Origin of the sequence: Pedobacter xixiisoli, assembly GCF_900215335.1 — a bacterium.
Classification (GTDB): Bacteria; Bacteroidota; Bacteroidia; order Sphingobacteriales; family Sphingobacteriaceae; genus Pedobacter; species Pedobacter xixiisoli.
Genome location: NZ_OCMT01000003.1, coordinates 22,515 through 48,730 on the forward strand (window position 1 = coordinate 22,515; position 26,216 = coordinate 48,730).

20 protein-coding genes are annotated in these 26,216 nt (G+C 38.3%); 10 read left to right on the forward strand and 10 right to left on the reverse strand.

What is annotated here, in order from left to right; translation table 11 throughout:
• Positions 1–5: 5 nt before the first annotated feature.
• Positions 6–1,241: a sigma-54 interaction domain-containing protein gene (locus tag CRO54_RS12325; RefSeq protein WP_097132385.1), complete on the reverse strand. Its 1,236-nt coding sequence runs from the start codon at positions 1,239–1,241 to the stop codon at positions 6–8.
• A 178-nt stretch (positions 1,242–1,419) separates the two neighbouring features.
• Positions 1,420–2,952, reverse strand: coding sequence for a MiaB/RimO family radical SAM methylthiotransferase (locus CRO54_RS12330; protein WP_097132386.1), 1,533 nt, complete (start codon positions 2,950–2,952; stop codon positions 1,420–1,422).
• A gap of 189 nt (positions 2,953–3,141) precedes the next feature.
• Between CRO54_RS12330 and CRO54_RS12335 the strand changes: the two genes are divergently transcribed.
• The 6 genes from CRO54_RS12335 to CRO54_RS12360 all read left to right on the forward strand — a co-directional run bounded on the left by CRO54_RS12335 (position 3,142) and on the right by CRO54_RS12360 (position 13,591).
• Positions 3,142–4,848 carry an AsmA family protein gene (locus CRO54_RS12335; RefSeq protein ID WP_097132387.1) on the forward strand — a complete coding sequence of 569 codons (1,707 nt, stop codon included), beginning with the start codon at positions 3,142–3,144 and terminating at the stop codon, positions 4,846–4,848.
• An 89-nt stretch (positions 4,849–4,937) separates the two neighbouring features.
• On the forward strand, positions 4,938–6,737 hold the full coding sequence (locus CRO54_RS12340) for an AsmA family protein (protein WP_097132388.1): 1,800 nt from the start codon (positions 4,938–4,940) through the stop codon (positions 6,735–6,737).
• 59 nt (positions 6,738–6,796) lie between these two features.
• Positions 6,797–7,354, forward strand: a complete 558-nt coding sequence (locus tag CRO54_RS12345) for an RNA polymerase sigma factor (RefSeq protein WP_097132389.1) — start codon at positions 6,797–6,799, stop codon at positions 7,352–7,354.
• 95 nt (positions 7,355–7,449) lie between these two features.
• On the forward strand, positions 7,450–8,499 hold the full coding sequence (locus CRO54_RS12350) for a FecR family protein (protein WP_097132390.1): 1,050 nt from the start codon (positions 7,450–7,452) through the stop codon (positions 8,497–8,499).
• Positions 8,500–8,609: 110 nt separating this feature from the next.
• Positions 8,610–11,975 (forward strand): SusC/RagA family TonB-linked outer membrane protein, encoded by a 3,366-nt coding sequence (locus CRO54_RS12355; protein WP_097133087.1) that lies wholly within the window; start codon positions 8,610–8,612, stop codon positions 11,973–11,975.
• Between the two features lie 17 nt (positions 11,976–11,992).
• Positions 11,993–13,591, forward strand: a complete 1,599-nt coding sequence (locus CRO54_RS12360; protein WP_097132391.1) for a SusD/RagB family nutrient-binding outer membrane lipoprotein — start codon at positions 11,993–11,995, stop codon at positions 13,589–13,591.
• 79 nt (positions 13,592–13,670) lie between these two features.
• On the opposite strand, the gene CRO54_RS12365 is transcribed toward CRO54_RS12360, so the two are convergent.
• The 8 genes from CRO54_RS12365 to CRO54_RS12395 all read right to left on the reverse strand — a co-directional run bounded on the left by CRO54_RS12365 (position 13,671) and on the right by CRO54_RS12395 (position 20,058).
• Positions 13,671–14,411 carry a hypothetical protein gene (locus tag CRO54_RS12365; RefSeq protein ID WP_138765816.1) on the reverse strand — a complete coding sequence of 247 codons (741 nt, stop codon included), beginning with the start codon at positions 14,409–14,411 and terminating at the stop codon, positions 13,671–13,673.
• 188 nt (positions 14,412–14,599) lie between these two features.
• Entirely contained in the window at positions 14,600–15,871 is a 1,272-nt protein-coding gene (purD, locus tag CRO54_RS12370; protein ID WP_097132393.1) for a phosphoribosylamine--glycine ligase, read from the reverse strand.
• Positions 15,872–15,912: 41 nt separating this feature from the next.
• Positions 15,913–16,620 carry a pirin family protein gene (locus CRO54_RS12375; protein ID WP_097132394.1) on the reverse strand — a complete coding sequence of 236 codons (708 nt, stop codon included), beginning with the start codon at positions 16,618–16,620 and terminating at the stop codon, positions 15,913–15,915.
• A complete protein-coding gene (locus CRO54_RS12380) occupies positions 16,617–17,069 on the reverse strand; it encodes a hypothetical protein (RefSeq protein ID WP_218840073.1) in 453 nt (150 codons plus the stop codon). The genes CRO54_RS12375 and CRO54_RS12380 overlap by 4 nt, the downstream gene beginning before the upstream one ends.
• 22 nt (positions 17,070–17,091) lie before the next feature.
• Positions 17,092–17,328, reverse strand: coding sequence for a hypothetical protein (locus CRO54_RS21050; RefSeq protein WP_138765817.1), 237 nt, complete (start codon positions 17,326–17,328; stop codon positions 17,092–17,094).
• A gap of 11 nt (positions 17,329–17,339) precedes the next feature.
• Entirely contained in the window at positions 17,340–18,065 is a 726-nt protein-coding gene (locus tag CRO54_RS12385; protein WP_097132396.1) for a dioxygenase family protein, read from the reverse strand.
• Positions 18,066–18,469: 404 nt separating this feature from the next.
• Positions 18,470–19,171, reverse strand: a complete 702-nt coding sequence (locus CRO54_RS12390; protein WP_097132397.1) for a LytR/AlgR family response regulator transcription factor — start codon at positions 19,169–19,171, stop codon at positions 18,470–18,472.
• On the reverse strand, positions 19,171–20,058 hold the full coding sequence (locus CRO54_RS12395) for a sensor histidine kinase (protein WP_171047898.1): 888 nt from the start codon (positions 20,056–20,058) through the stop codon (positions 19,171–19,173). Before CRO54_RS12395 ends, CRO54_RS12390 begins: the two co-directional genes overlap by 1 nt.
• 337 nt (positions 20,059–20,395) lie before the next feature.
• Between CRO54_RS12395 and CRO54_RS12400 the strand changes: the two genes are divergently transcribed.
• The 4 genes from CRO54_RS12400 to CRO54_RS12415 all read left to right on the forward strand — a co-directional run bounded on the left by CRO54_RS12400 (position 20,396) and on the right by CRO54_RS12415 (position 26,165).
• A complete protein-coding gene (locus tag CRO54_RS12400) occupies positions 20,396–20,698 on the forward strand; it encodes a hypothetical protein (protein ID WP_097132399.1) in 303 nt (100 codons plus the stop codon).
• Between the two features lie 221 nt (positions 20,699–20,919).
• Positions 20,920–24,225: a preprotein translocase subunit SecA gene (secA, locus tag CRO54_RS12405; RefSeq protein WP_097132400.1), complete on the forward strand. Its 3,306-nt coding sequence runs from the start codon at positions 20,920–20,922 to the stop codon at positions 24,223–24,225.
• Positions 24,226–24,475: 250 nt separating this feature from the next.
• Positions 24,476–24,907 carry an SPOR domain-containing protein gene (locus CRO54_RS12410; RefSeq protein ID WP_097132401.1) on the forward strand — a complete coding sequence of 144 codons (432 nt, stop codon included), beginning with the start codon at positions 24,476–24,478 and terminating at the stop codon, positions 24,905–24,907.
• A 76-nt stretch (positions 24,908–24,983) separates the two neighbouring features.
• Positions 24,984–26,165: a M20 metallopeptidase family protein gene (locus tag CRO54_RS12415; RefSeq protein WP_097132402.1), complete on the forward strand. Its 1,182-nt coding sequence runs from the start codon at positions 24,984–24,986 to the stop codon at positions 26,163–26,165.
• Positions 26,166–26,216 lie beyond the last annotated feature (51 nt).

Here is a 26,216-nt window from a genome sequence, read left to right on the forward strand (position 1 = left end):
GTTAATTAAAGATTTAACTCTTTTATCTTTCTATAAAGTGTACGCTCAGAAATACCCAACTCTTGTGCGGCAAATTTACGTTTGCCTTTGTGCTTTTTCAATGCTTTTTTGATCAAGTCAGATTCTTTATCTATCAATGATAACGACTCTTCCACTTCTTCCGCATCATGGGCATAATTAAAATCGTTAGGGATATTTTGCGAAGGATGTTTGATGGTTAACGTTGGCTCTGAAGAATGATTGTTCAAATCTACTTCCTGATAAAGCTGATTAATAAATTGAGGATTATCAGCAATGACATGTGCCATATTTCCGCCACCGTTCTGAATAATTTCTGCCACCAACTTCTTCAATTCCACCATATCTTTTTTCATGTCGAATAACACTTTGTAAAGGATATCGCGTTCAGAGAAATCTTCCTTGCTAGAAGAATTTACAGCCATCGGCAAATGGTTATTTTGCTCGTTAGGAATATAATTCAGCAAAGCTTGTGACGTAACATTACGGTCTTTCTCAAGCACACAAACCTGCTCTGCAATGTTTTTTAATTGACGAACGTTTCCTGGCCAGCTATAATTGCTTAGCATTTGAACCGCATCGTTTTCTAATTGTATTCCTGGTGTTCTGTATTTATTGCTGAAATCAGAAACAAACTTTCTAAACAACAGATAAACATCTTCTTTACGTTCTCTCAATGGAGGAATACGTAATGGAACTGTATTTAAACGATAATATAAATCTTCACGGAATTTGCCCTTTTTGACACTGTCGTAAACATCAACGTTAGTTGCGGCAATAATCCTCACATCAGTTTTTTGAACTTTAGATGAACCTACGCGGAGATATTCGCCACTTTCTAGGATACGTAGCAAACGAGCCTGCGTGCCTAAAGGAAGTTCGGCAACTTCATCTAAAAAAATAGTTCCGCCGTTGGCAACTTCAAAATAACCTTTACGGGCTTCGTGAGCACCGGTAAAAGAGCCTTTCTCGTGCCCGAATAATTCAGAATCTATGGTTCCTTCTGGAATAGCACCACAATTTACCGCGATAAAAGCACCGTGTTTACGAGCGCTTAATTGGTGGATAATGTGCGAAAAAACTTCCTTGCCACTTCCACTTTCTCCAGTAATTAAAACCGACATATCAGTAGGCGCCACCTGACTTGCCGTATCTATCGCTCGGTTTAACAAAGGTGAATTGCCAATAATCCCGAAACGTTGTTTTATACTTTGTGTATCCATTTAATATCGTGTATCAAGTTTTAAGACTTGAAATATTTAATTTTATTACGAAAAGCAATTTCAGTTTTTCATCGGTTCCGAAAGTCCTGCTATCCGTTTTACTTCGCTACGCTCGTGCCCACTACTATCAGGTTTAGTTTACAAACATCTGTGTTCCAAACAACCAATAACCAACAAACTAACCAACCACACGGCCAATCAATGTAGCCGATGTACAACGCTCTACATAAACGTTTGCGTATTCACCAGGTTTTACGGCATCTGTAACTGGGAAAACCACCATGGCGTTCTCATCATTACGACCTCTGTACTCCTTGTCAGATTTTTTAGAAAAACCTTCTATTAAAACTTTTACGGTTTTACCTACAAACTCTTCTAAACAAGCCAAAGAATCTTCTTGTTGTTTTTTGAAAATCTCTGCCAAACGACGAGCTTTTACATCTTCAGGTACATCGTCTTTATATTTACGTGCCGCTAAAGTTCCTGGGCGCTCAGAGTAAGAAAATGTATAAGCAAAATTGTATTTGGCATAGTGCATAATGCTCAAAGTATCTTGGTGTTCTTCTTCCGTTTCTGTACAAAAACCAGCAATAATATCAGAAGAGATTGCACAACCTGGAATAATACGACGAATCGCATCAATTCTGTTCATGTACCATTCTCTGGTGTAAGTTCTGTTCATCAAAGCTAAAACTCTGCTGTTTCCAGATTGAACAGGCAAGTGTATGTAATTACAAATATTGTCATACTTTGCGATGGTGTACAATACTTCGTCGGTAATGTCTTTAGGGTGTGAAGTAGAAAAACGAACCCTTAGATCAGGATGGATTTCTGCTACCATGGCCAATAATTGCGCAAAGTTTACAGCACCTTCCGAGTGCTCTTTAATTAAAGCAGAAGGCAAATCTGTTTTGTTGCTCAATGCTTCCAGCAAAGCATCACCAGTTAAGGTGTTCATATCATCTTTGGTATCGTCTGCAATTTTCTTCTCAGGAACAGCTGCGCTCCATAAATATGAATCTACATTTTGGCCTAATAGCGTAACCTCGCGATAGCCGTTTTCAAAAAGCTCTTTCGCTTCCTTTATAATCGAGAAAGGGTCTCTACTACGTTCTCTTCCTCTTGTAAATGGAACCACACAGAATGAGCACATATTGTCGCAACCACGCATAATGGTTACAAAAGCAGTAATACCATTGGTATTTAAACGAACAGGACTTACATCGGCGTAGGTTTCTTCACGAGAAAGGATTACGTTAACCGCTTTATGTCCATCTTCCACCTGATTGATTAATTTTGGTAAATCACGATAAGCATCTGGGCCAACTACCACGTCTACCAATTTCTCTTCTTCTAAGAATTTAGCTTTTAAACGCTCGGCCATGCAACCCAAAACACCCACCACCAATTTCGGATTTCTGCGTTTTTCGACACCAAACTGCGACAGTCTGTTGCGTACACGTTGTTCGGCGTTTTCTCTTATAGAACAAGTGTTGATGAAAATTACATCTGCACTATGATAGTCATTGGTGGTTTCAAAACCAGTTTCAGAAAGAATAGAAGCCACAATTTCGCTATCCGCAAAATTCATCTGGCAACCATAGCTTTCTATGTAAAGCTTTTTGCCATCACCATTTTTTCCTTCTAACAACAATGCTTCCCCTTGGCGGGTTTCATCGTGTGTTTTATCCTGAAGCTTAAAATCTATCATTAAAAAATATTATTTACGGGCTCCAAAAATACAAAAATTAAATCATAAATGACAGAATGGCAGGAATTTTACAATCTCTTTATGATTTAAAAACAATAGCGTTCGGTTTTTGTCTTTATGGGTACGAGCAGGAACTTTTTGTTGAGCCATCATTAGAGCCTCCTCGACGTAGAGAACAATTTATCATAGATGAAAAAAAACACATTCTATCGCAAACGCAAGTTCTGGTATTGGATTGGCGGTATTGTAGGTGCAATTATTCTTATTTTAGGCATAGGCGCAATCATCCTAAGTGCCAAATGGAAACCTCTTTTAACCAATAAAATCAAAGAAGGAGTGACTAATGCTTCAAATGGTTTATATAAGGTAGAATTTAAAGATATTCATTTGAATTTGTTAACTGGAACTGCGGTTTTAGATAGTATTAGTTTGATACCTGATACTAATGTTTTTCAGCAGTTAAAAGAAAAAAAGCAAGCGCCTGCGCATTTGTTTCGAATTAAATTGGCTCACTTGAAAATTTCTAGGGTTGGTGTACTTACGGCTTATTTCAAGAAGAAAGTGGCCCTAAGTGCTATTATTTTGGATAATCCGTCCATAGATATGATTTACCATAAAGTGACCAAGCGACCAGATACCGTAAAAGACGAGCGCACTTTATATCAGCAGATTTCAAAATCTCTGAAATCAATTGCAGTAGGTCAAATTAAGGTGATCGATGCAGATTTCGATTATTATAATGGGGAGAAGAAATTGAACCAGATTAAACACCTTTCGATAAATGTGAAGGATATCCTGATTGATTCGGCAGCGCAATTTGATACTACAAGGGTATTTCATAGCAAAAATATAGGCTTCGAATTATTAGGCTACAAATCCGATACGAAGGATAAATTGTACACTTTAAAGCTGGATACGCTGAGAGGTTCTATTACAGGAAAGGATTTGAAAATTCGAGGTTTTCAAATGGAACCGAAATATCCTAAAATTCAATTCAGTAGAAAGTATAGTGTACAAAAAGACCGTTATGACTTAAATTTTAAGGAAATAAATATTTCGGGAATAGATTATGTTGGATTGAACAATAACGGAGAATTACATGTCCAAGAAATTAATCTTGGTCCGGCAGATGTAAATGTGTTCATGAATAGGGAGTTGCCGCCATCAACTTTAGATAAGTCGGGAAATTTCCCTCACATGGCTTTGAAACGTTTGCCCATACCTACCATTGTGGAACGTTTAACAATCGCTAAAGTAGATGTGGCTTATGGCGAGTATAATCCTAAAACAAAAGAAATTGGTACGGTAAAACTCAATGGGCTGAATGGTGCTATTAGTAATTTAACTAATGATAGTGCCCGACTTTCGAAAAAAGGACATGCTTATGCAGATTTAACTACTCATGTAATGGGTGCTGCAAAACTGAATGTGAAAATCGACTTTGATTTGAAGTCAAACAATGCTGCATTTAAATATAAAGGCACTGTGGGAAGTTTCGATTTGAAAGCTTTAAATGCGATTTCTAAGCCGCTGGGTCAAATTGAGTTGGAAAGTGGAAAGGTAACTTCGGCAAGCTTTGATGTGTCTGCAAACAGTAAAGGATCTAAAGGTGTAGTTTATTTTTACTACAAAGATTTGAAAATTAAGATGCTTGGTGAAGATGCTGAAGGAAAAGAAAAGAAGAAAGGGTTGCTGTCGTTTTTAGCAAATACACTTTTAATTAAAGACGATAATATTGCAGGTGAAAAAGGCAGGTTTGCTACCGTGACCTATGAGCGTGCACCGCAGGCTTCTTTTTTTAATATCATGTGGAAGACCATTTTTAAAGGCATGAGGGAAATTGTGGGCATTGGTATTGTGCCAATGAAAAAAATGGAAGAGCCGAAGAAGAAGTAGGGATGGACTAACAATTGAAAAATTTTAACCATCTAACAATTTCAAATAAATCTGTATCTTGGGATTAGATAACGAACTCTAAATTGCCCATGCGAGAAACCACACCTAAATGCAGACGAAAATTAAAATGGATTTTAGGTGTACTACTGTTTATTACTTTAATAATCGTTAGTGCTTCTTGGTATATCTCCATAAAAATAAAACCTTTTGTACAACAAGAGTTAGGCGCAATAGTTAATAAAGCAACCAACGGACTTTACGACATCCGCTTTAATAAGGTAAGCGTAAATCCACTTACTGGCAATGCGTCTCTAACAGAAGTGCGCTTGGTACCCGACACGAATGTATACCGAAAATTGGTGGCACAAAAAAAAGCGCCGAACAACCTTTATGTAATCGAACTCCAAAAGTTGAGCATTAAAAAATTCCATCCTTTTAAAATCTATTTCGATAAAAAATTAGAAATAGACTTAATATTATTCGATAAGCCACACATCACGATGGTGAATAAATCTTTCGCTTTTAATGAAGATAAATTGCCCCAACCAGAGAAATCTCCTTACGATTACATCAAAAATATTTTCACTGCCCTACACGTCAGAACTATCGATTTTAAAAACGCTAGTTTTAAATATGTAAACAATAACAAGGCAAAGCAGGATATAGATACCATTTCAAATATCACCATTACCCTTAAAGATTGGTTGATTGATGCAACCTCTGCGAAAGACAAAAGTAGATTTTACCTGTTAAAGGACGCCTACGTTTACATGAACAACTACACTTATGCTACTCCTGATAGCATGTATTACATTAAAGCAAGTCAGTTTGAGTTTAGTGCGTCTTCCAAAAAGTTGAACATCAAGGAGTTTTCCCTGCAGCCACGTTATTCCGAACAGGAATTTGCCAAGGTGAACGGTTATGCTAGAGACCGCTATTCATTGCAGCTAAATAACATCGATTTACATGGAATTAACCTGTTTTCGTACATCAAAAATAGAGAAGTATTGGCTGATGAGATGAATATTGCCAATGGTACGCTATCTGTTTTTAACGATAATTCTTATCCTAAATTAGTTAAGGATAAAACAGGGAAATTCCCGCATCAGCTTTTTCAAAAAATTGATATTCCAATTACCATTAAAAAAATCAACCTTAATCAATTAGATATCAGCTATGCTGAGTTTGACGAGAAGAGTGGGCAGCGTGGAAGAATTAGTTTTAATAACACGTCTGGTGTGATTAGCAATGTGACCAACCAGTATAAAAACAAGAAGAAAAACCCAATCATTGAAGCCAATCTAGAGAGTTACCTGATGGAACAAGGGAAGCTCAATGTGGGGTTCAAGTTTAATGTGATGGCACCAAAAGCAGATTTTTCATATCAAGGACAACTGCTAAATTTAGATGGAAGGCAACTTAATTACATTACCCGTCCGTTGGCGATGGTGCAAATCAAAAGTTGTTTGGTGCGTAGTTTGGCTTTCGATATCAAGGCAAATGAAGATGTGGCCACTGGAAAAGTAAAATTTACCTATAACGATTTGTCGCTAGGTTTAATGAAGAAACATGAAGGTGGCGAGCGGTTAAAACGCTTGGGGATTTTGTCTCTTTTAACGAATGCAATGGTGATTTACTCCGATAATCCATCGGTTGATGGGAAATTTACGGCAGCGCCAATTCATTATAAACGTAAACCAACAGGTTCTTTTTTCAACTTTGTTTGGAAAACCTTGTTTCAGGGAGTGAAATACAGTGTTGGTTTTACGCCTAAAAAAGAAGCTGAAATTAAAGGTTACGTCTCCCGATTTGAGGACATGAAAAACGAACGCGAGAAACGTAGGATACGAAGAGAGCTGCGACGGATAGAGCGAGAAAGAAATCGTTAAGCAAGTCTTATATTTTTTATTAAGCGATAATTATTTAATATTGTGGTTTAACTAACCAAATGGAAAACCAACTAACCTATCACTTGCTGTGGGAAAGAATCTGCATGGGCGACCGTGACGCATTCTTTGATTTGTACAAAGCGCTGTACTATCGTTTGGTTAATTTTGGGATAAGGGTTTGTGGAAATTCGGATTTATCGAGCCAAGCTACCGACCATGTTTTTACCACCATCTGGGAGAAACGCGAAAATCTTGCCCGAGTAGAGAATGTTGAAGCCTACTTAAGAACCTTCTTAAAAAGAAAACTACTACGTTTGCTAGAAAGGGAGAAGAAAATTCACGAAGCCCTTTTTAAAGCAGGAGATGAGGGAGAATGGATGGAGATGAGCTACGAAGAGTTTATTGTAAAAGTGCAGAGCGATGAAATTGTACGCCACAAATTGAAAAATGCACTTGCCAAACTTACCTTTAGGCAGAAGCAACTGATCCATCTAAAGTTTTTCGAAGCACAGAGCTACGAACAAATTGCCGAACAAACCAATCAGACTATAAAAACCGCTTATAACACTATTTACGACGCCTTAAAGGTGCTACGTAAGGAGCTGAATAACTTCTAATTTTTATCAAATTTATTTAATGTTAAAAAAAAGTTAAAAAATCCTTAGGAAAAATTAATGATTTGCGGCACTGTCTATTAAAGGTGCAAATAGAAATGATAGACAGAAGCAAATTTGAAGCTGAGGACTTTTTAATAGACGCAACATTCCAGCATTATTGTGCAGGTACTGATCGGTTATCTACAGCATATTGGAGTAAATATATAGCGCAACATCCCGAGCAACAAAAAACTATAGCAGAAGCAGAAAAGCTTTATCAATTACTGAGTGGCAACAAAGCCAAGTTGAACGAAAGAATACTTGCATTCCAAGAATCATTTGAACAAGTTAAGACTGTTCCGCTAAAATTGAGAAGAATTTGGTGGGCGGTAGCTGCCGCTGTTTTGATTACCTTGGGTATTGGTTCTGTGTTTTTTGTTAAAGAAAAACCTCAACCAGCAGTTTATGCAGATGCTTATCATACTGCCTCAGGTGAACGCAGAAAAGTGACATTGCCAGATGGTTCTACTGTTTGGTTAAATGCAAAAAGTACACTTAAGCTAGATAAGAACTTCAATAAAAGCAACAGGTTGGTTTGGCTGCAGGGAGAAGGTTTTTTTGATGTTACCCATAGCAAGAAGCCGTTTAAAGTACAAACTTCAGAGTTCGAGATCAATGTATTAGGCACTGCTTTTAACGTAAAAGCTTATCCGGACGAGATCACTTCAGAAGCTACCTTGATACGAGGATTGATTACGATGCAGACGGTTGATGGAGCAGGTATCATCACGCTAAAGCCGAGTCAGAAGATTACCCTCTACAAAAAGAAAAACGCAACAATACTTCCGCAGCTCAAACGCCAGTCTAAAATATTACCTCCAGAAATTACTATAGACCACTATCAATTAGTTAGGGATAGCACAGTAGTTGAAACTGCATGGACGCAAAACAGAATAGAAATTTTCGACCAAGATTTTGGAGAAGTAAAGTCGATTCTAGAAAAGTGGTACAATGTGAAAATTACGTTTACCGATCAAGAATTGGAGAAATATCGTTTTACAGCAACGTTTAGCAATGAGACTGTTAAACAAGTGCTAGATGCATTGCAACAAGTAGAAAAATTTAATTACGAAATAAAAGGAGATCAAATTAAGATATCAAAATAAGAAAAAAAGGACGGTGTTGACGCACCGCCCTTCGAAATCTTTTTGATGTATTTATGGCAGTGTTCGCTAAAACACTGGCTGCCACAAACCGCAACCAAAAACACAAAAATATGATTTATTATTACTTACCGCAAGAGCGTTTTAGGTACAGAAAGCTCTTTAAATTTATCATCCTGATGAAGCTGTCTTTTTTAGTGGTGTTCATTACCTGTCTGAACGTTTCTGCATCAGTTTTTTCGCAGGACAAGATTTCTCTTGACGTTAAGAACACCAAACTTTCTAAAGTTTTAAAGTTAATCGAAGGGCAGAGCAAATATCGTTTTGTATATAGCTCAAACTATGTTCCTGTTAACAAGGATGTAAGCATTAGGGTAACCAATACTCCGGTAACCGATGTGCTCCATGAAATATTGGAACATACTAAACTCAACTATTCCGTTTCCGATAAGGGGCTGATTGTAATTAGTAGGGTTAAGGACACCCCTATTAAAGGTACGGTTAAAGATAAGGATGGAATTCCATTGTCTGGAGCATCTGTGAGGATAAAAGGAACCAATAGGGGCACAGCTGCTGATGTGAATGGGCAGTTTTCTATCTCTGTACCTGAGAATGCAGTGCTTGTTGTTTCTTACGCAGGCTTCTCTTCCCAAGAAATTCCGTTAAATGGACAAAATAATATTAGCGTTACGTTACAGGAAGATGCCAAACAGTTGGGAGAAGTTGTCGTTACCGCTTTGGGTATCAAACGTGAAAAAAGAGCTCTAGGCTATGCCGTAAGTGAGGTTAAAGGTGAAGACCTAACCAAAGCGAGAGAAAATAACCTGATGAACTCATTATCTGGTAAAGTACCTGGACTAGATATAAGTAGTACCGCAGGTGGAGCAGGGGCTGCTACGAGTGTTATCATTCGTGGGGTTTCCAGTTTAAGCCAAAGTAACCAGCCATTGTATGTCGTTAACGGTGTACCAATGGAAAGTCAGCCAGTAGGTTTATTTAACGCAAACCCAAATGGTAATAAAGGTAGTCAATGGGATAACGCTCCCGATATGGGAGACGCGATCAGCAATCTGAACCCTGATGATATTGAGAGTATTTCGGTGCTAAAAGGGGCTGCTGCTTCTGCTTTGTATGGTTATCGTGCTAAAGGTGGGGTTATTTTAATTACAACGAAAAGTGCCAAAGGTAACGGTGTGGAGTTTAATACCAATTATGTAGCCGAGCAAGTGGTAGATAGAACAGATTGGCAACAAGTTTACGGCCAAGGAGCCAATGGTTTAAAACCTACTACAGCATTGGCAGCTGGTCAGGCTGGTGGATCTAGCTACGGTGCCGCGTTAGATGGTAGTAGCGTTATTCAATTTGATGGTGTAAGTAGACCTTATAGTGCTCAAACAAACAACATAGAAAACTTTTACACTACAGGTGGCACTTGGACCAATTCCATAGCGTTAAACAAGGTTTTTGATGGTGGTAATTTACGGGTGTCGGGCAATACAGTAGGCAATAATTCTATCGTTCCCAATTCGGGTTTGAATAGACAGTCGATGACCGTCGCAGGTGTTTTTGCGCCTATTAAACGTTTAACCATTGATGCCCGTTTAAACTATATTTTAGAACAAGTAAAAAACAGACCGATGGTATCAGACGGTGCTGGTAATGCTAATTACAATGCGATATTTCTTCCAACGAGTGTTAACATCAACGATTTAAAGCCTTGGAGAAAAGCAGATAATAGCGAGCTTTTGTATAATCCAGGCAACGTGTATGCCACTAATCCTTGGTTTGCAGCTTACGAATTTGTGAACAACACCAAGCGTAACCGTTTAATGGGATCGGTAACAGCAAGGTATACTTTCGATAATAATCTATTTTTACAGTTGAGGGGTGGGCAAGACAGTTACAACGACACCTATAAAAATGTGGTGCCATCGGGAACTGGTTATTATGCAAATGGTAAAATTGCAGAACAAGCTACCAAGTTTTCTGACATCAATGCAGATGTGCTTTTAGGCAAAACTTTTAATATTGGTAGCGATTATGCTATTACGCCTAACTTGGGGGCCAGTTATCGTAAAACGGATATGTCTCAAATGACGAATAATGGTACCGACTTCGCTGTTTTTGGGGTTTACAATATCATCAATGCTAAAAACAAATCGGTAAGTTATATTGAGACCCACAACGAAACCCAGTCTGTTTATGGTACTTTGGAGTTTAGCTACAAAGACTTATTTTACCTTACAGGAAGTGCCCGTTCAGATTGGTTTAGTACCTTAGCTACACCGGGTAAAGACAATAAACTATATATCGTTTATCCTTCTGTTAATACTTCGTTTGTTTTTTCTGAATTGTGGAAACCTACTTTCTTAAGTTTCGGTAAATTGAGAGCTGGCTACGCCATGGTAGGTCAAGGGACGTTGCCATATCAAACTGTGCTTAGCTATAATTTCATGAGCCAAAGCTTAAATGGTAATCCGCTTGGCATTATTGCAAATGCGAATATCCCTAATCCTTCTTTAATAGCCTCAGAAGCAACTGAACTTGAATTTGGAACTGAACTGAGATTTTTCAACAACCGCTTAAACCTAGATTTAACTTGGTATAAGAAACGTTCTAAAAACGAAATCTCTTTTATTACTACCTCAAGCACCGTTGGTTATACGGGTGCGGTTCTGAACGCTGGTGAAATGGAAAATAAAGGGGTGGAAATGCTTATCTCAGGTCAACCAATCAAGAGCCAACAATTTACTTGGACTACCTCACTTAACGCTACTTATAACGATAACAAGGTTTTATCATTGGCCGAGGGAACAGACGTACAGCTATTGGCTACTTCTCGTGCAGGCGTTGGCTTTTTACAGAATCTTCCTGGAAAGGCTGCTTCACAGATCATGGCTTACGATTATAAATACGATGCCAACGGAAACATCATGCAAACAGCAGATGGTCCAGACCGTGGCGATTTAAAAGCTTATGGTTCTGCCTTTAACAAATGGTTTGCAGGTTGGAACAATGAATTTAATTACAAAGCTTTTAACCTTTCAGTTTTAGTAGATGGTAAATGGGGTGGTAAGTTGTTCTCTGCCACTAATTATTACGGTTATATTTTTGGCCTTCATAAAGAAACCTTACCTAACCGTGAAGCATTGGATACCCAGCCTGCACCGATTACGCCAGTTACAGCAGCGGCCTATTATGCTAACGTAGCTAATAATACTTCTCATCGTTTTGTGCAGGATGCCAGTTTCATTAAATTAAGGCAGATTGTGTTGGGTTATAATTTCCCAGCTAAAATATTCAACAATAAAATTCAAGGTCTTAATGTAAGTTTTGTAGCAAGAAATTTAGCCATTTTGATGAAGAAGACGGATAACATAGATCCGGAGTCAAGTTACAATGCCACTTTCCCTGGCTTGGAACTAGGAGGTGTCCCTCCAGTTAGAACCTTCGGCTTCAATGTAAATGTTAAGTTTTAATCCTAAAAAAGAAGACAATGAAAACCAACATATTTAAGAAATATACCGTATTAGCATTGGCGCTTGTAATTTTGGGTGCTGGCTGTACTAAAGACTTTGAAAAAATCAATACAGACCCTGTTTCTTATGGGCCAAGTAGTTTTGATCCTAACTATACCTTCACTACTGCACAACTTACCTACACTGGAAGCATCGACTTTTCGTACGATACCTGGCGTGGAAATCTCATCTATTGCTCAACTATGATGCAGGGACTTTCTACCGTAGTAAGTTATTGGGCAGGAGATAAATATATGCTTAACGAAGGTTATACGGCAGCCTATTGGGGTAACGGAGCAGTAGGTGCATATATAGAACAGGTAAGACCTATCGTAGATGTGGTAGAATTCACAAAGGGGCAACAGAAGTATAGCAATCTTCATCAAGTTGCTCGTATTTGGAAAGCACTTATTTTTGCTCGTTTAACTGATCTATACGGCGATGTTCCTTACGCTCAAGCTGGCCAAGGTTATTATACCAGTATTTTCAATCCGAAATATGATTCGCAACAAGCTATTTATACCGATTTGTTAAAGGAAGTAGAAGAGGCAACTAATGCCTTAAATGCAAGTAACGACAAGATCACCGGCGATGTAATCTATAAAGGAGATATCGAAAAATGGAAACGTTTTGGTAATTCTCTGCTGTTGAGATTGGCAATGCGATTGGTAAAGATTGATGAAACTACTGCAAAAAACTATGCCACTAAAACAATTGGAAAAACCATGACTTCAACTGCGGATGATGCTTTCTTGATACATGATACTGCTGGCGATAGGGTAACTCAGAATAGGAATAGCCAGGTTTTGTTGGGAGATGGCGGCCAAGAGCATTTTTACGTGAAATGGTCGAAAACTTTTATCGATCTGCTTAAAAGTACAGCTGATCCACGCTTAGGAAAAGTTGCGGTGACCAAATTGTATTTGAGCGACGGTTCCAAAGCTCAAAATTCGAGCTTTGATGCCAATCCGCTAGTGCAAAAAGGAATGCCAAATGGAAAGGATTTAGGTGCGGCGCCTTCTCAAAACATAAGTTCAGATCCATTTTACACTACTATGCCTGATTATTCCTCGCCACATCCAAATATGTTGAAGAGAAATGGCGTAACTTTTATTTTGTCTTATGCACAAACAGAGTTGCTACTTGCCGAAGCGGCACAGCGTTGGGCGATAGGAGGCAGTGCCGCTACGCACTTTAATAACGGCGTAAAAGCAGGCATTACTGGTTTGACTCCTTATGATGCATCTATGGCAATATCGTCTACTGCGGCAGATACCTATTTATTGGCTAATGCTTATAGTACAGGTACTGGATTACAGCAAATCAATACGCAATATTGGTTGCAGAGTAATATACAGATGGATTTTTATGAAACATGGGGCAATTGGAGAAGAACTGGATTCCCAGCATTGACCCCAGTTGTTTTTGCAGGAAATGCGACTAATGGAACTATTCCACGTCGTTTTCCATATCCGGTAGAAGAAGCGGCTAAAAATGGTGCAAATTATCAAGCGGCATCAGCAGCTGTTATTGGCGGAGATAAATTAACAGGTAGAGTTTGGTGGGATAAACAGTAAATTATATCGCTGTAAATAGGAAAGCCCCGAAGTACTACTTCGGGGCTTTCTTTCTTATGAAGATGAGTTTTTATCTACACTAAATAATCATTCCCAGCGCTACAAATACCACACCTACAAATGAAATAAGAAATGCAGGTTTCCCGAATAATAAACCTAACACTACGCCTGCTACGATTAAGAAAATTCCGATCCAGATATAACTAGAAGAATTGGCTTTCACATTGTTCGGAATTTCCACCACCTCCTTATTTTCATTATCAGCTTTAACGATGTTGGCTGCTGTTTTGTCGTTAACCTGTACAGGAGCTTTATTAGGTGTAACTTCTTGAGCTTTTGTCTCTTTTTTTGGAGTCGCAGTAACGGATTGTTCAGCAGAAACTATTTCCTTCGGCTTTTCCTTTTTTATTTCTGCAGGTTTGCTTTTGGCAATTTCCTCTGTTTTTATCTTGTTAGGTACTGCGGTGGTTTTTGGAGGAACTACCGTTTGTTTCTTTGCAGGTTCTTTTTTAGCCACTATTGGTGCTGCGGTTAAAGGCTGCTCTTTTGGGCTAATGCTTTTTACTGGTGCTACAACTTTCTTCGCTGCTGTTTGCGGGTTTTTTGCGACAGCTTTAGGTGTTGTAGATTTGATTGCCACTTTCGGCGTATTGTCAGCTGGGATTTGTACCACTTCTTTTTGTGGTGTAATCTCCTTAGCAGTAACAACAACACTTACCCTTTTGGGCTCTTCTTGCTGCGAAAAACCTAAAAATGGTGATAATAACAACCCTAGAAAAAGAATTGTGAAATGAAATGGTTTGTTTAAGTGATTCGCCAAGCTGCTTTATATTGGGTTATGTATCTAAAAAAAAATATGCCAATTAACCAAAAAGGTAATGATGATATAAAAAATCCCGACTAGTGCTAACTCAGTAGACCTAGACGGGATGCGGTTAATCGCACCTTGTTAATTACAAGTGTACGAATAAATGTTGATAAATGAGAAATTTTTACCTCAAAACGGGATTATGTGAGGTCGAATCCTATGTCTTCTCGGAAATATTTGCCATCAAAGTATATTCTTGCTGCATCTGCAGTAGCGCATTGTAAAGCTTCAAATTGAGTGTCTTTAATGCTGCTAATCGCTAAAACTCTTCCTCCATTGGTTTTCACGATGCCGCCTTCTAAAGCGGTTCCAGCATGAAATACATAAGAATCTCTTACGTTCTCTAAACCAGAAATCGCCTTGCCTTTTTCGTATTCACCTGGATAACCGCCAGCAACAATAACTACAGTTGCGGCATTTTTTTGACTGATTTTGATTTCGTAACTGCCCAATTCTTTATTTGCGCTAGCTAGAAAAAGTTCTACTAAATCATTTTCAATTCTCGGGATTACACTTTCAGTTTCTGGGTCGCCCATACGAGCATTGTATTCAATTACATAAGGTTCTTCGCCAACTTTAATTAAGCCGAAGAAAATGAAACCAGTGTAATCAATGCCTTCACTAGCCAAACCATTTACAGTTGGCTTAATGATGCGTTCTTCAATTTTATTTAAAAATTCTGCATTAGCAAAAGGAACTGGAGAAACTGAACCCATACCACCAGTATTCAAGCCAGTATCACCTTGCCCAATGCGTTTGTAATCTTTTGCTTCTGGTAAAATCACATAGTTTTTGCCATCAGATAATACGAATACAGAAAGCTCGATGCCAGTTAAAAACTCTTCCACCACTACGGTAGAGCCTGCGTTACCAAACTTGCCGCCCAACATCAATTGAAGTTCGTCTTGTGCTTCTTTATGATTGTCGATGATTAGCACACCTTTTCCGGCAGCTAGGCCATCAGCTTTTAACACAATCGGTAAAGTGTGGTTGGCAAGATAATCTATGCCTGCTTGTAGGTTTTCGTTGGTAAACGATTTAGATTTTGCCGTTGGAATATCATGGCGCTCCATGAACTGCTTAGAAAAATCTTTACTTCCCTCTAAAATGGCACCTTCTTTTTTAGGTCCAATTACTGGGATATGTTTTAATTCTTCGTCATTTACAAAAAAATCATGGATTCCCAACACTAAAGGTTCTTCGGGACCAACCACTAATAGTTCTATTTTTTCTTTTAAAGCAAGTGCTTTTACTGCTTCAAAATCATTTGGATTGATGTTAACATTCTTGCCGTAATTTGCAGTGCCAGCATTACCAGGAGCAATAAAAAGATTGGTGCATTTCTCCGATTGGCTTAATTTCCAGGCAAAAGCACATTCTCTTCCGCCAGAACCGATTATTAAGATATTCATTTCGCAAAGATATTGCTTTCTGCTTACCTAGGTGATAAAATCTAAAATAAGATATAGCTACTTTGCTGTGGTAGTTGAATGGTAAGCAGCAACGCATTGTCGCTTAAAGCTTCCATTTCAATTTTATCGGTGTTCCATAAGGCAATTCCATCTCTATCATGTAACAAACGACCATCAATTTCAAAAGCTCCGCCTAATACAAAACAATATAGTGTTGATTTATTATTGATTGCGTATTTAGTTTCTCCACGTCCCTTAAACCTGCCTATGCTAACTTTAAATGGAATTGTTTCTGGCGTAATTAAATTCATTGTATTCAATTTAGATAAATCGATGTCAAGAAAAGTCAAAGAATTAGGGCGTTTCTCTTCTGTTTTAATGGCAATCATCATGTAATTGATCAAAGCATCTTCGTAAGGATTTTTAAGGGTGATGAAAGCATCCTTCTCTAAAAAAGCCATCAAACTTTTGCCTACTTCAATTTCTGCTTCACTGCTTTGTTCATCAATATATTTGATAGATCCTGTAATTGGGATAATGATGACGTAGCCCTGTTCTCTAGTGTAGAAATTGATGGAAGCATTGGGAGCAAGCATGTCGTCGTGTAGTGCGTAAAGGTTGCCTACAGCTTCTTTTGCCGGATTTTGAAAGCTTTCCGAGTTAAAAGTGCTGTATCTTTTGATGCGTTCGCTTTCAATCATACCCCTTTGGTCTGAAAGGAATATTTTGCCTTGAGAAATGATGTTCATTGTTGTATGGTGTAAATGGTGAGATAAGGAGTGATGACAAACATGTCGGTTAGCATCGGCTCATTGTCGCTATTAGATGGATTTATTTTTGATGTAAGTAGGTAATCTCCAATTTGTTCTATGTACTGAAGTTCTTCGCTGTAAAAGTTAATTGCTACTACGTGCTTGTCTATGTTTCGTAAATCAGAGTTGATAATTTCAAACCTGAATTGATTGAATTTCAAAAAATGCAAGCCTAGGTTATTGGTAACGTCTGGAATCAAATCATCTAACTGTCTTATGTAGCCCATAACGGCGCCACTTACCAAAAAATGAAGCTGCTCTGCATTGGGTACATGATGTTTCAGCTCTGCAAACGTGTTGTATTCCCCTTTCTGGTTATAATACTGCGATTGCATTTTAAATTCCGTAAATGAATCGGTGAAAACAAGCCTTTCCCAAGTGCTCATGCTATTAACGCTGATTATTTTTCTATAGCAAAGTGTTATCTTTCTCATTTTTGTCTTCCTCCTTTATCATCGTTAAAATGCTGACCAAGAAAATGACCAAGAAAAGTACGTTTAGAGATAATATTGATCCCTCAAAAAAGGTTTCTACTCCTGAGGTTGAAGCGCTCTGTTCATTAGGATTAATTCCTGAGTTGCTCGTTGTGTAAATAAGGGATGCTATCAATAAAATACCGCAAAGCGATGTTAGTGCTCTTTTCATTTGTTTGTGGGTTATGCGGGTATGCTAAGTTGTATTTTAAGTTCGAAACCAGAACTTGTATTGCCAGTAACGGTTGCTATTTCAATGCCTGTTGCATCGTCGCTAAAAACATTGTCGTTTTTATTATAGGTATAGCCAGACATTCCTTTGCTGTATCCATTTACTAAAGCAACGGCGGTTCCAGAACCTTCTGGAAAAGCAATTTGAGTGACCTTTAGAGATTTGCCGGCAGCGTTGTAAACATGAACGTGAATGTGTGTAGCACGGCCCGAATACCAACCTGGAAAAATAGAAGTGAAAGTAACCAGGCCATTGACATCAGTAGTTTGCCTGCCACGCAAAAAGTGTACAGATTGGTAGTTGGTAGGCTGCATACCGGTACCGCCGTATTCTGAGTAATTGCCGTCAGCATCGCAATGCCAAATGTCAACAATAGCACCAGCCATTGGGCTACAGTTGCTGCTGCTGTTGCCAATGGTTATTTTTGCAGTGAGTTTATGTCCCGTTCTGCCATCGGTAATATCGCTTCTTACATAAGATGCAGGCACCTTAGTAGGAAATGGTCCTTCAGTTTCTGTGGGCGCAACTACGCAGTTAGCCGTAGAAGAACCACCAGTTACTGTACTAGTGGTGCCTACAGTTTCATTGGCTACGCTAGATTTTTTACAAGCATTAATTACTGCCGGAGTAGAAACTGCTCCAATCAATAAGCTCCTTAAAAAGTTTTTTCTTTCCATATCTAATAAGGTTGGTGAAACACTGATCAAATATGTAGAGCTTACGGGATTGTGACAATGAAGTGTCGGTTAATGGTTATTTTGTGTCGACAGAGAAAATGAGCGTTAAAGGATGTTAAAATTGCCCTACTAAAGTCGTTTCGTTATAGCGAAGCGAAAAACTGCAGAACAAAATAGGTTCAGCATGGCGATATATAAGCTTTTAGATACGATTTAGATAATTGAGAACTGTTTAAAAGTGGGATAAATATTTGACAGGTTGAGTTTGGTGAGGACACCAAGCTCTAGCAGCTCACTATAGACGGGTGTCCCCGCTTACCTAAGTATTTATTTTCATTGAAATTTAAACAGTTTCTGAACTAAGTGCTTTGTTTCCGGTTCTATATGGCTTAATTTGTTGGCTGTCAGTTGCTTTTCCACTCCTCAATGAAAGAAACGTAACTGTCGCTAATGGGCAGCAATGTATCGTTGCTTAGTTGTGCTTTTCTGTTGGCTACAGACTGAACTTGTTTAATTGCTACCACATAACTGCGATGGATGCGCCTAAATTTATCAGCAGGAAGTTTGTCTATTACCTTTTTAAGCGTAGCCAAAGTCATGATCATTTTGCCGTTACTCAAGTGTATTTTCACATAATCTTCTAAACTCTCCAAATACAGGATTGCCTTAACCTCAATTTTAATCAATTTGTATTCTGAGTACACAAACAAATGGTCGCTAGGATCTTGTTCCTTCTGCTGTTTATGTTGATGGAAGTCGATTGCTTTTCTTGCTGCTTTTTTAAATCTGATGTAATCGATTGGTTTCAGTAGATAGTCAATCGCATTAAGTTCAAAACCTTCGAAAGCGAAGTTTTTATAAGCTGTAGTGAAAATCACCATCGGCTTCACAGCTAAAGAATTATAAAGTTCCAAACCTGTGATGTCTGGCATGTTTACATCTAAAAACAATAAATCTACAGGATATTTGCTTAGGTATTCTATCGCGGCAATGGCGTCTTCAAATACTTGAAGCAGTTGCAATCCTTCGGTTGCTTCAATGTAGTTTTTAATTAAGGCGAGCGCTAAAGGTTCATCATCAATAGCTACACATTTTAACTTTTCCATTAATTTAAATGAATGCTGAGGTTAATCTTAAAGACTTTTTGATCGTTTTCTACGGCCAAAATATGTTTATTCGGATAAATGTACTGTAAACGTTTTTTTGTGTTTTCCAATCCTATTCCTGTCCGCTTTTCATTTTTCTTGTCAGGATTGATTGTATTTTCGCAATATAAGTTAATTAAGTTGTGTTCTGCAAGAAGTTTGATAATCAATTTGTTGTTTTTATGGTTGCTAACACCATATTTGAAAACGTTTTCTACAAAAGCCATCAAAATTAAAGGTGCAATTTTCTTGTCTTCTATATTTCCTTTGATTTCGTATTCGATGTTCGTTTTTTGCGTCAAACGTAATCGCTGCAAGTCTACATAATCCGTCATACAAGCAATTTCTTGAGATAAACTCACTTCGTCATTTCCAGCTTCGTCAGTGAGGTAGCGCATCATGTTAGATAATTTCATGATAGAAGATGCAGTATTGCTATCCTGAGTTAGCGCTAGTGTGTAAATATTGTTGAGGATGTTGAACAGAAAATGTGGGTTAACCTGAGCTTTCAAGAATGCCAATTCGGCCTGTGCTTTTTCGGTTTCGGCCATTAAAACTCGCTGCATGGTAAGCCTCAGTTGCTTATTGGTTTCTATCGTTACCCCAATAATGATAGCTAGTAAAAAAGTGAAGATACTCACAATATCTACCAATGGTCTTGGGCTTTCGCTTGGTGGTGGAGGTATGTTTATTGGCGGCGATAGCTTGGGAGGCTGGGCCTGCTCCATGCGGTTAGGGTTGGATATAAAACGGTCAAAAGGTCTTACGACAATAATGCCTGATAGTTGAGCTAAAAGTACCACAAAGTAAATCAAATACTTTTTAGCCAAATATAGCTTTGGAAACAATATTTTGCTGTGCAGGAAATAAATTCCGACAAATAAAAAGCAGAATATAATGTAGTGTAGAATTTGGGATAAGCCAAAGTAATGATTGCTGTTATGACCAAAAAAAATGAATAGAGGTAATGCTAAAATCAGTATTCCCGTCGCCGTCTGGATGCTCGTTTGCAACCGCATTTTCTTTTGCATAAGCAAAACAAGTTAGTAAATGTTAATTTATAACAAAAGTATCGGCGAACGGACTGTTTGTATGGATGAAATCTACTAATTATTGATGTTGAAGTTAAGGTAGAAGAAATCAAATTTTTGATTATAAAAGAATAAAACTAGATTTGCCGCAATAATGAGGCATCTCGTAACCATATCTTTAGTGTTTTTTAGTCTTTCGCACTTGGCCAAGGTCGACCGTGTGGATGGGCTACGCTACTTAACCGAAAGATATTGTGCTAAAACACAAACTACAACTGAGCAGTCGGCTGTACGTTCGGTACAAGATTTACAGGATATGCCTCATTTCATCCTGTCTAATAATCAGTTGAGCGCTATTGGAGTAATATCCCGTAAAAACTGCTCAAAATACAACATCACCGATCAGCCGCTACTTTATGCTGCCGAATTGGAAAATCCTCGAAACAATAGTCCCTAGTTAGCTGTCTTGCTATCGATTTTATCGTAAATCATATCTAAATAATTAATTACAGAGCCAAGTTGTCATAGTTTTGGCAATGGCTTGGTTGTTGTAAAATGATTTACGAATTACAATTGTTGGGTAGGAGTAATTGGAGATATTGGAAACAATTAACCAGTTAAACAATTAACCAGCAATTCAACAATAGAACAATTTAACAATAAAACAATACTACTCACATGTTAGGATTTTTAGCCAAGATATTTGGAAGCAAATCGGAAAGAGATATCAAGGTGTTACAGCCAATCGTTGCTCAAATCAACGAAGAATATGCAAAATTATCATCACTTAGTAATGATGAAATCAGAAATAAGACTATCGAATTTAAAGAAACTATTGCCTCGGCTTTAGCTACTATTGATGGTAGAATCACAGATTTAAAAACACAGGCAGAAAGCCCGGAACTTTCTTTGCAGGAGAAAACCAATCTTTACGATGAGGTGGATGCTTTAGGTAAAGAACGTAATGTAGAGTTGGAGAAAGTGCTTCAACAAATCTTGCCTCAAGCTTTTGCGGTAGTAAAAGAAACTTCTCGTCGTTTAAGTGAAAACGAGCAATTAGAAGTAACTGCCACAGAATTTGATAGAGAAATTGCTACTAGAAAAAACAACGTAAAAATTGTTGGTGATAAAGCGCTATGGGCTAACAAATGGGATGCTTCTGGTACAGAGGTGTCTTGGAACATGGTACACTACGACGTGCAGTTAATTGGTGGTATGGTGCTTAACGGTGGTAAAATTGCAGAGATGGCTACTGGTGAGGGTAAAACCTTGGTAAGTACATTGCCTGCGTATTTAAACGCCTTGGCTGGTCAAGGGGTGCACATCGTAACGGTGAATGATTACCTTGCTCGTCGTGATAGTGAGTGGAATGGTCCATTATTCGAATTCCATGGTTTAAGTGTAGATTGTATCGATAAACACCAACCAAATTCGGAAGAGCGTAGAAAAGCTTATTTGGCAGACATCACTTACGGAACCAACAATGAGTTCGGTTTCGATTACCTGCGTGACAATATGTCGCAAACGCCAGAGCAATTGGTACAGCGTAAATTGCACTTTGCCATGGTAGATGAGGTCGATTCAGTTTTAATTGATGATGCTCGTACACCGTTAATTATTTCTGGTCCAGTTCCTTTTGGCGACCAACACGAATTTCATGAGTTAAAACCACGTATCGAACGTTTGGTGAATGCTCAAAAAGCATATATTCAATCTGCTTTAAATTCTGCAAAAACCTTAATCAACAGCGGCAATGCTGGTACAGAAGAGGGAGAAGGCGGTTTAGCTTTATTGCGTGCTCATCGTGGTTTGCCTAAAAATAAAGCATTGATTAAGTTTTTAAGTGAGGGTAGCAATAAGCAAACCTTATTAAAAACAGAAAATTACTATATGGCAGACCAGTCTAAAAATATGCCTAAGGTAGATGCTGAATTGTATTTCCACATTGATGAGAAAAATAACCAAGTAGAATTAACCGAAAAAGGTATCGAGCTAATTACCCAAACGGGAGAAGATACAAGCTTTTTCGTATTACCGGATGTAGGAACTGAAATTGCAGAAATCGAAAAATCGAGCCTAAGCAGCGAAGAAAAAATTGCAAATAAAGATGCTTTAATGCGTGATTACTCTGTTAAAGCAGAGCGTATCCACTCTATCAACCAATTGTTAAAAGCTTATACTTTATTCGAAAATGATGTAGAGTATATTGTTGATGAAGGTAAGATCAAGATTGTAGATGAGCAAACTGGTCGTATCATGGAAGGTCGTCGTTATTCTGATGGCTTGCACCAAGCAATTGAGGCAAAAGAAAATGTGAAAGTAGAAGATGCTTCGCAAACTTATGCTACCGTTACTTTGCAAAATTATTTCCGTATGTACCACAAACTTTGCGGTATGACGGGTACAGCAACTACGGAAGCTGGTGAGTTCTGGTCGATCTATAAATTAGACGTAGTAGAAATTCCTACAAATAGAGTTATCTCTAGAAAAGACGAACAAGATTACGTTTATCGTACGGTAAGAGAAAAATACAATGCGGTAGCAGAAGAAATCGTAAAATTAACTGAAGCTGGTCGTCCGGTGTTGGTGGGTACAACTTCAGTAGAGATTTCGGAGTTGTTAAGCCGTATGTTGAAATTACGTGGTATCAAACACAACGTACTGAATGCAAAAATGCACCAAAGAGAGGCTGATATTGTAGCTGAAGCAGGTCAACCGGGTCAAGTAACTATTGCTACCAACATGGCTGGTCGTGGTACGGATATCAAGTTAGGCCCAGGTGTTAAAGAAGCTGGAGGTTTGGCAATTATTGGTACCGAGCGTCATGAGTCTCGTCGTGTAGACAGGCAGTTACGTGGTCGTGCTGGTCGTCAAGGAGATCCAGGTACTTCGCAGTTCTTCGTTTCATTAGAAGATAACTTAATGCGTTTGTTCGGTTCTGAGCGTATCTCTAACATCATGGTGCGTATGGGTATCGAAGAAGGAGAGGTGATCCAACACTCAATGATTACCAACTCTATCGAAAGAGCGCAGAAAAAAGTAGAAGAAAACAACTTTGGTGTTCGTAAACGTTTGTTAGAGTATGATGACGTGATGAACTCACAACGTACGGTAATCTATGCTAAACGTCGTAATGCTTTATTTGGCGACCGTTTAGAGGTAGATATGAGCAACATGATTTTTGATGTTGTAGAAGATGTGATTACTGAATATAAAGAAAGTAGTAACTACGAAGGTTTTAAATTAGAAGTCATCAAAAACTTCTCTGTAGATACTGGAATTTCTGAACAAGAATTTAACAGCAAGAAAATCCACGATTTATCTGAAAAATTATTCGAAGAAGTTACGGCTTTCTACGATCGTAAATCAGACGGTATTGTTAACCAAGCGATGCCTGTTTTAAAAGAGGTTTTTGCTGATAGAGGTGATGTGATTGAGCAGATTGTTGTTCCTTTTACTGATGGTATGCGTCACATCCAAGTTCCAGTAGAACTGAAAAAAGCAATTGACAATAACGGAAGAGAAATCACGAAGGCATTTGAGAAAACGATCATCTTGGCTTTAATTGATGACAGTTGGAAAGAACATTTGCGTGAAATGGATGAGTTGAAGCAATCTGTACAAAATGCAGTTTACGAGCAAAAAGATCCATTGATCATCTATAAAATGGAAGCCTTTAACTTGTTTAAAGGCATGCTAAGCGTAGTTAACAAAGAAGTGGTGAGCTTCTTGTTTAAAGGCGGTATTCCAATTCAACAAGAGCCAGAGCAAGTAAGAGAAGCAGTGGCTCCAAAACCTTTGCCTAAGTTACAAACTACTAAACAAGAGTACGGCGACCAACATTCTGATTTAGATTTAGTAGGCGATACTCGCGAACCTCAACCTTTGCAACCTATTAGAAAAGAAGCAACAGTTGGTAGAAACGAACCTTGCCCTTGCGGAAGTGGCAAGAAGTTTAAAAACTGCCATGGAGCAAATGCTTAGTACATAAACTTACGAAGTTTCTAAACGGCGGAGCCCTCAACTTTGCCATTGAAAAACAATAACAGCTCGAGTTAGACTTCGTAAGTTTTAGAATATAATTTCAAGCCTCGATTTTTATCGGGGCTTTTTTATGTGACATTAAACATTTGTTTAGCCCAGCAATAATCCCGATTTTTGCAAACTCATTGTCGTTGATCTCGTTATTACAAGTAATAATTGATTAAAATATCGAGAAGCAATTTAAATCTAAATGAAAGTACTGTTAATTATAATTTCTGTTTTACTAAGCAACCAGGTATTGGCTCAAACCAAAGGTGAAGTAATTGTGGTGCAAGATCCTTTGATAGACAGCCTCATTGCCAAACGACTAGAGTTGAACAAGACGAGGCCTACAGCAACCAATCCAACAGGTTCGGCTATAGTTTCTTCCACTGGTTACCGAGTACAAATTTATTACGGATCGGATAGACGTGAGGTATTCTCTCAGCAAGCACAGTTCAAATCGAGTTATCCGAAGCTAAATACTTATATCACCTATAAAGAACCCAACTACTACCTAAGGGTTGGCGATTACCGCACAAGGTTAGAGGCCCAAAAATTTCTCAACGAACTACGGCCAAGCTATCCAACACTGTTTATTTTTAGAGAAAAGATAAACGCCCCGATTTTAGAAGATAGATAGTTAACAGTTGGCAGTTTTAAGGCGTAAAGCTAAACCAAACAACAAGCCAACTAACCACCCAAAAAACTAACAAAACATGAAACAAAAAATACAAGAACTAGCTGCTCAAATTTTTAACGAAGTGGTAGGTTTTCGTCAACATATACATGCTAATCCAGAATTATCTTATCACGAATACGAAACTTCAAAGTTTGTGAAAGATAAACTATCAAGCTGGGGTATTCCATTTACAGAAATGGCCAACACAGGTGTAGTTGGTTTAATTACTGGAGCCAAAGCCTCAGATCAGGTAATTGCTTTGCGTGCTGATATGGATGCTTTGCCCATTACCGAAGTAAACGATAAACCTTATAAATCGAAAAATGAAGGTGTAATGCATGCCTGCGGACATGATGTACATACTTCTTCGCTGCTAGGTACAGCATATATCCTAAATCAATTAAAAGAAGAATTTGGTGGTACTATCAAACTGGTTTTTCAACCTGCAGAAGAATTGCTACCAGGTGGTGCCAGCATTATGATTAAAGAAGGCGTGTTAGAAAACCCTAAACCACAGGCTATGGTAGGTCAGCATGTCTTACCAATGATGGAAGTAGGTAAGGTAGGCTTCCGCTCGGGAATTTATATGGCATCAACCGATGAACTGTACGTAACCGTTACAGGAAAAGGTGGCCACGGTGCACAGCCGCACCAAAACATAGATCCAGTGGTAATTACTGCGCACATCATTGTGGCACTCCAGCAGATCGTGAGTCGTAAAGCCGATCCGCGTTTGCCTTCGGTACTTTCTTTTGGAAAAGTGAATGCGAATGGCGCTACCAATATCATCCCCAATGAGGTGAAATTAGAAGGAACTTTTAGAACCTTAAACGAAGACTGGAGAAACGAAGCGCACCGTTTGATGAAAAAAATGGCAGAAGGAATTGCAGAAAGTATGGGTGGAAGTTGTCATTTTGATATCCACAGAGGTTATCCTTTTTTAATTAATGAAGAAAAACTAACCAACAATGCTAAAGCCTTAGCTCAAGATTATTTGGGTGCTGCAAACGTAGTTGATTTAGATATCTGGATGGCTGCAGAAGATTTTGCTTATTATTCGCAGGTAACTGATGCTTGCTTTTATCGTTTAGGTACTGGTAATCCCGCAAAAGATACCATGCATTCTGTACACACACCACAATTTGATATTGATGAAGATGCCCTGAAAATCTCAACGGGTTTAATGGCCTACATCGCTTTGAAACAATTAGGAAATTAAAAGGTTAATCGTTAAACTGGTTAATTGACCATGACGTAAAACTTATAACGT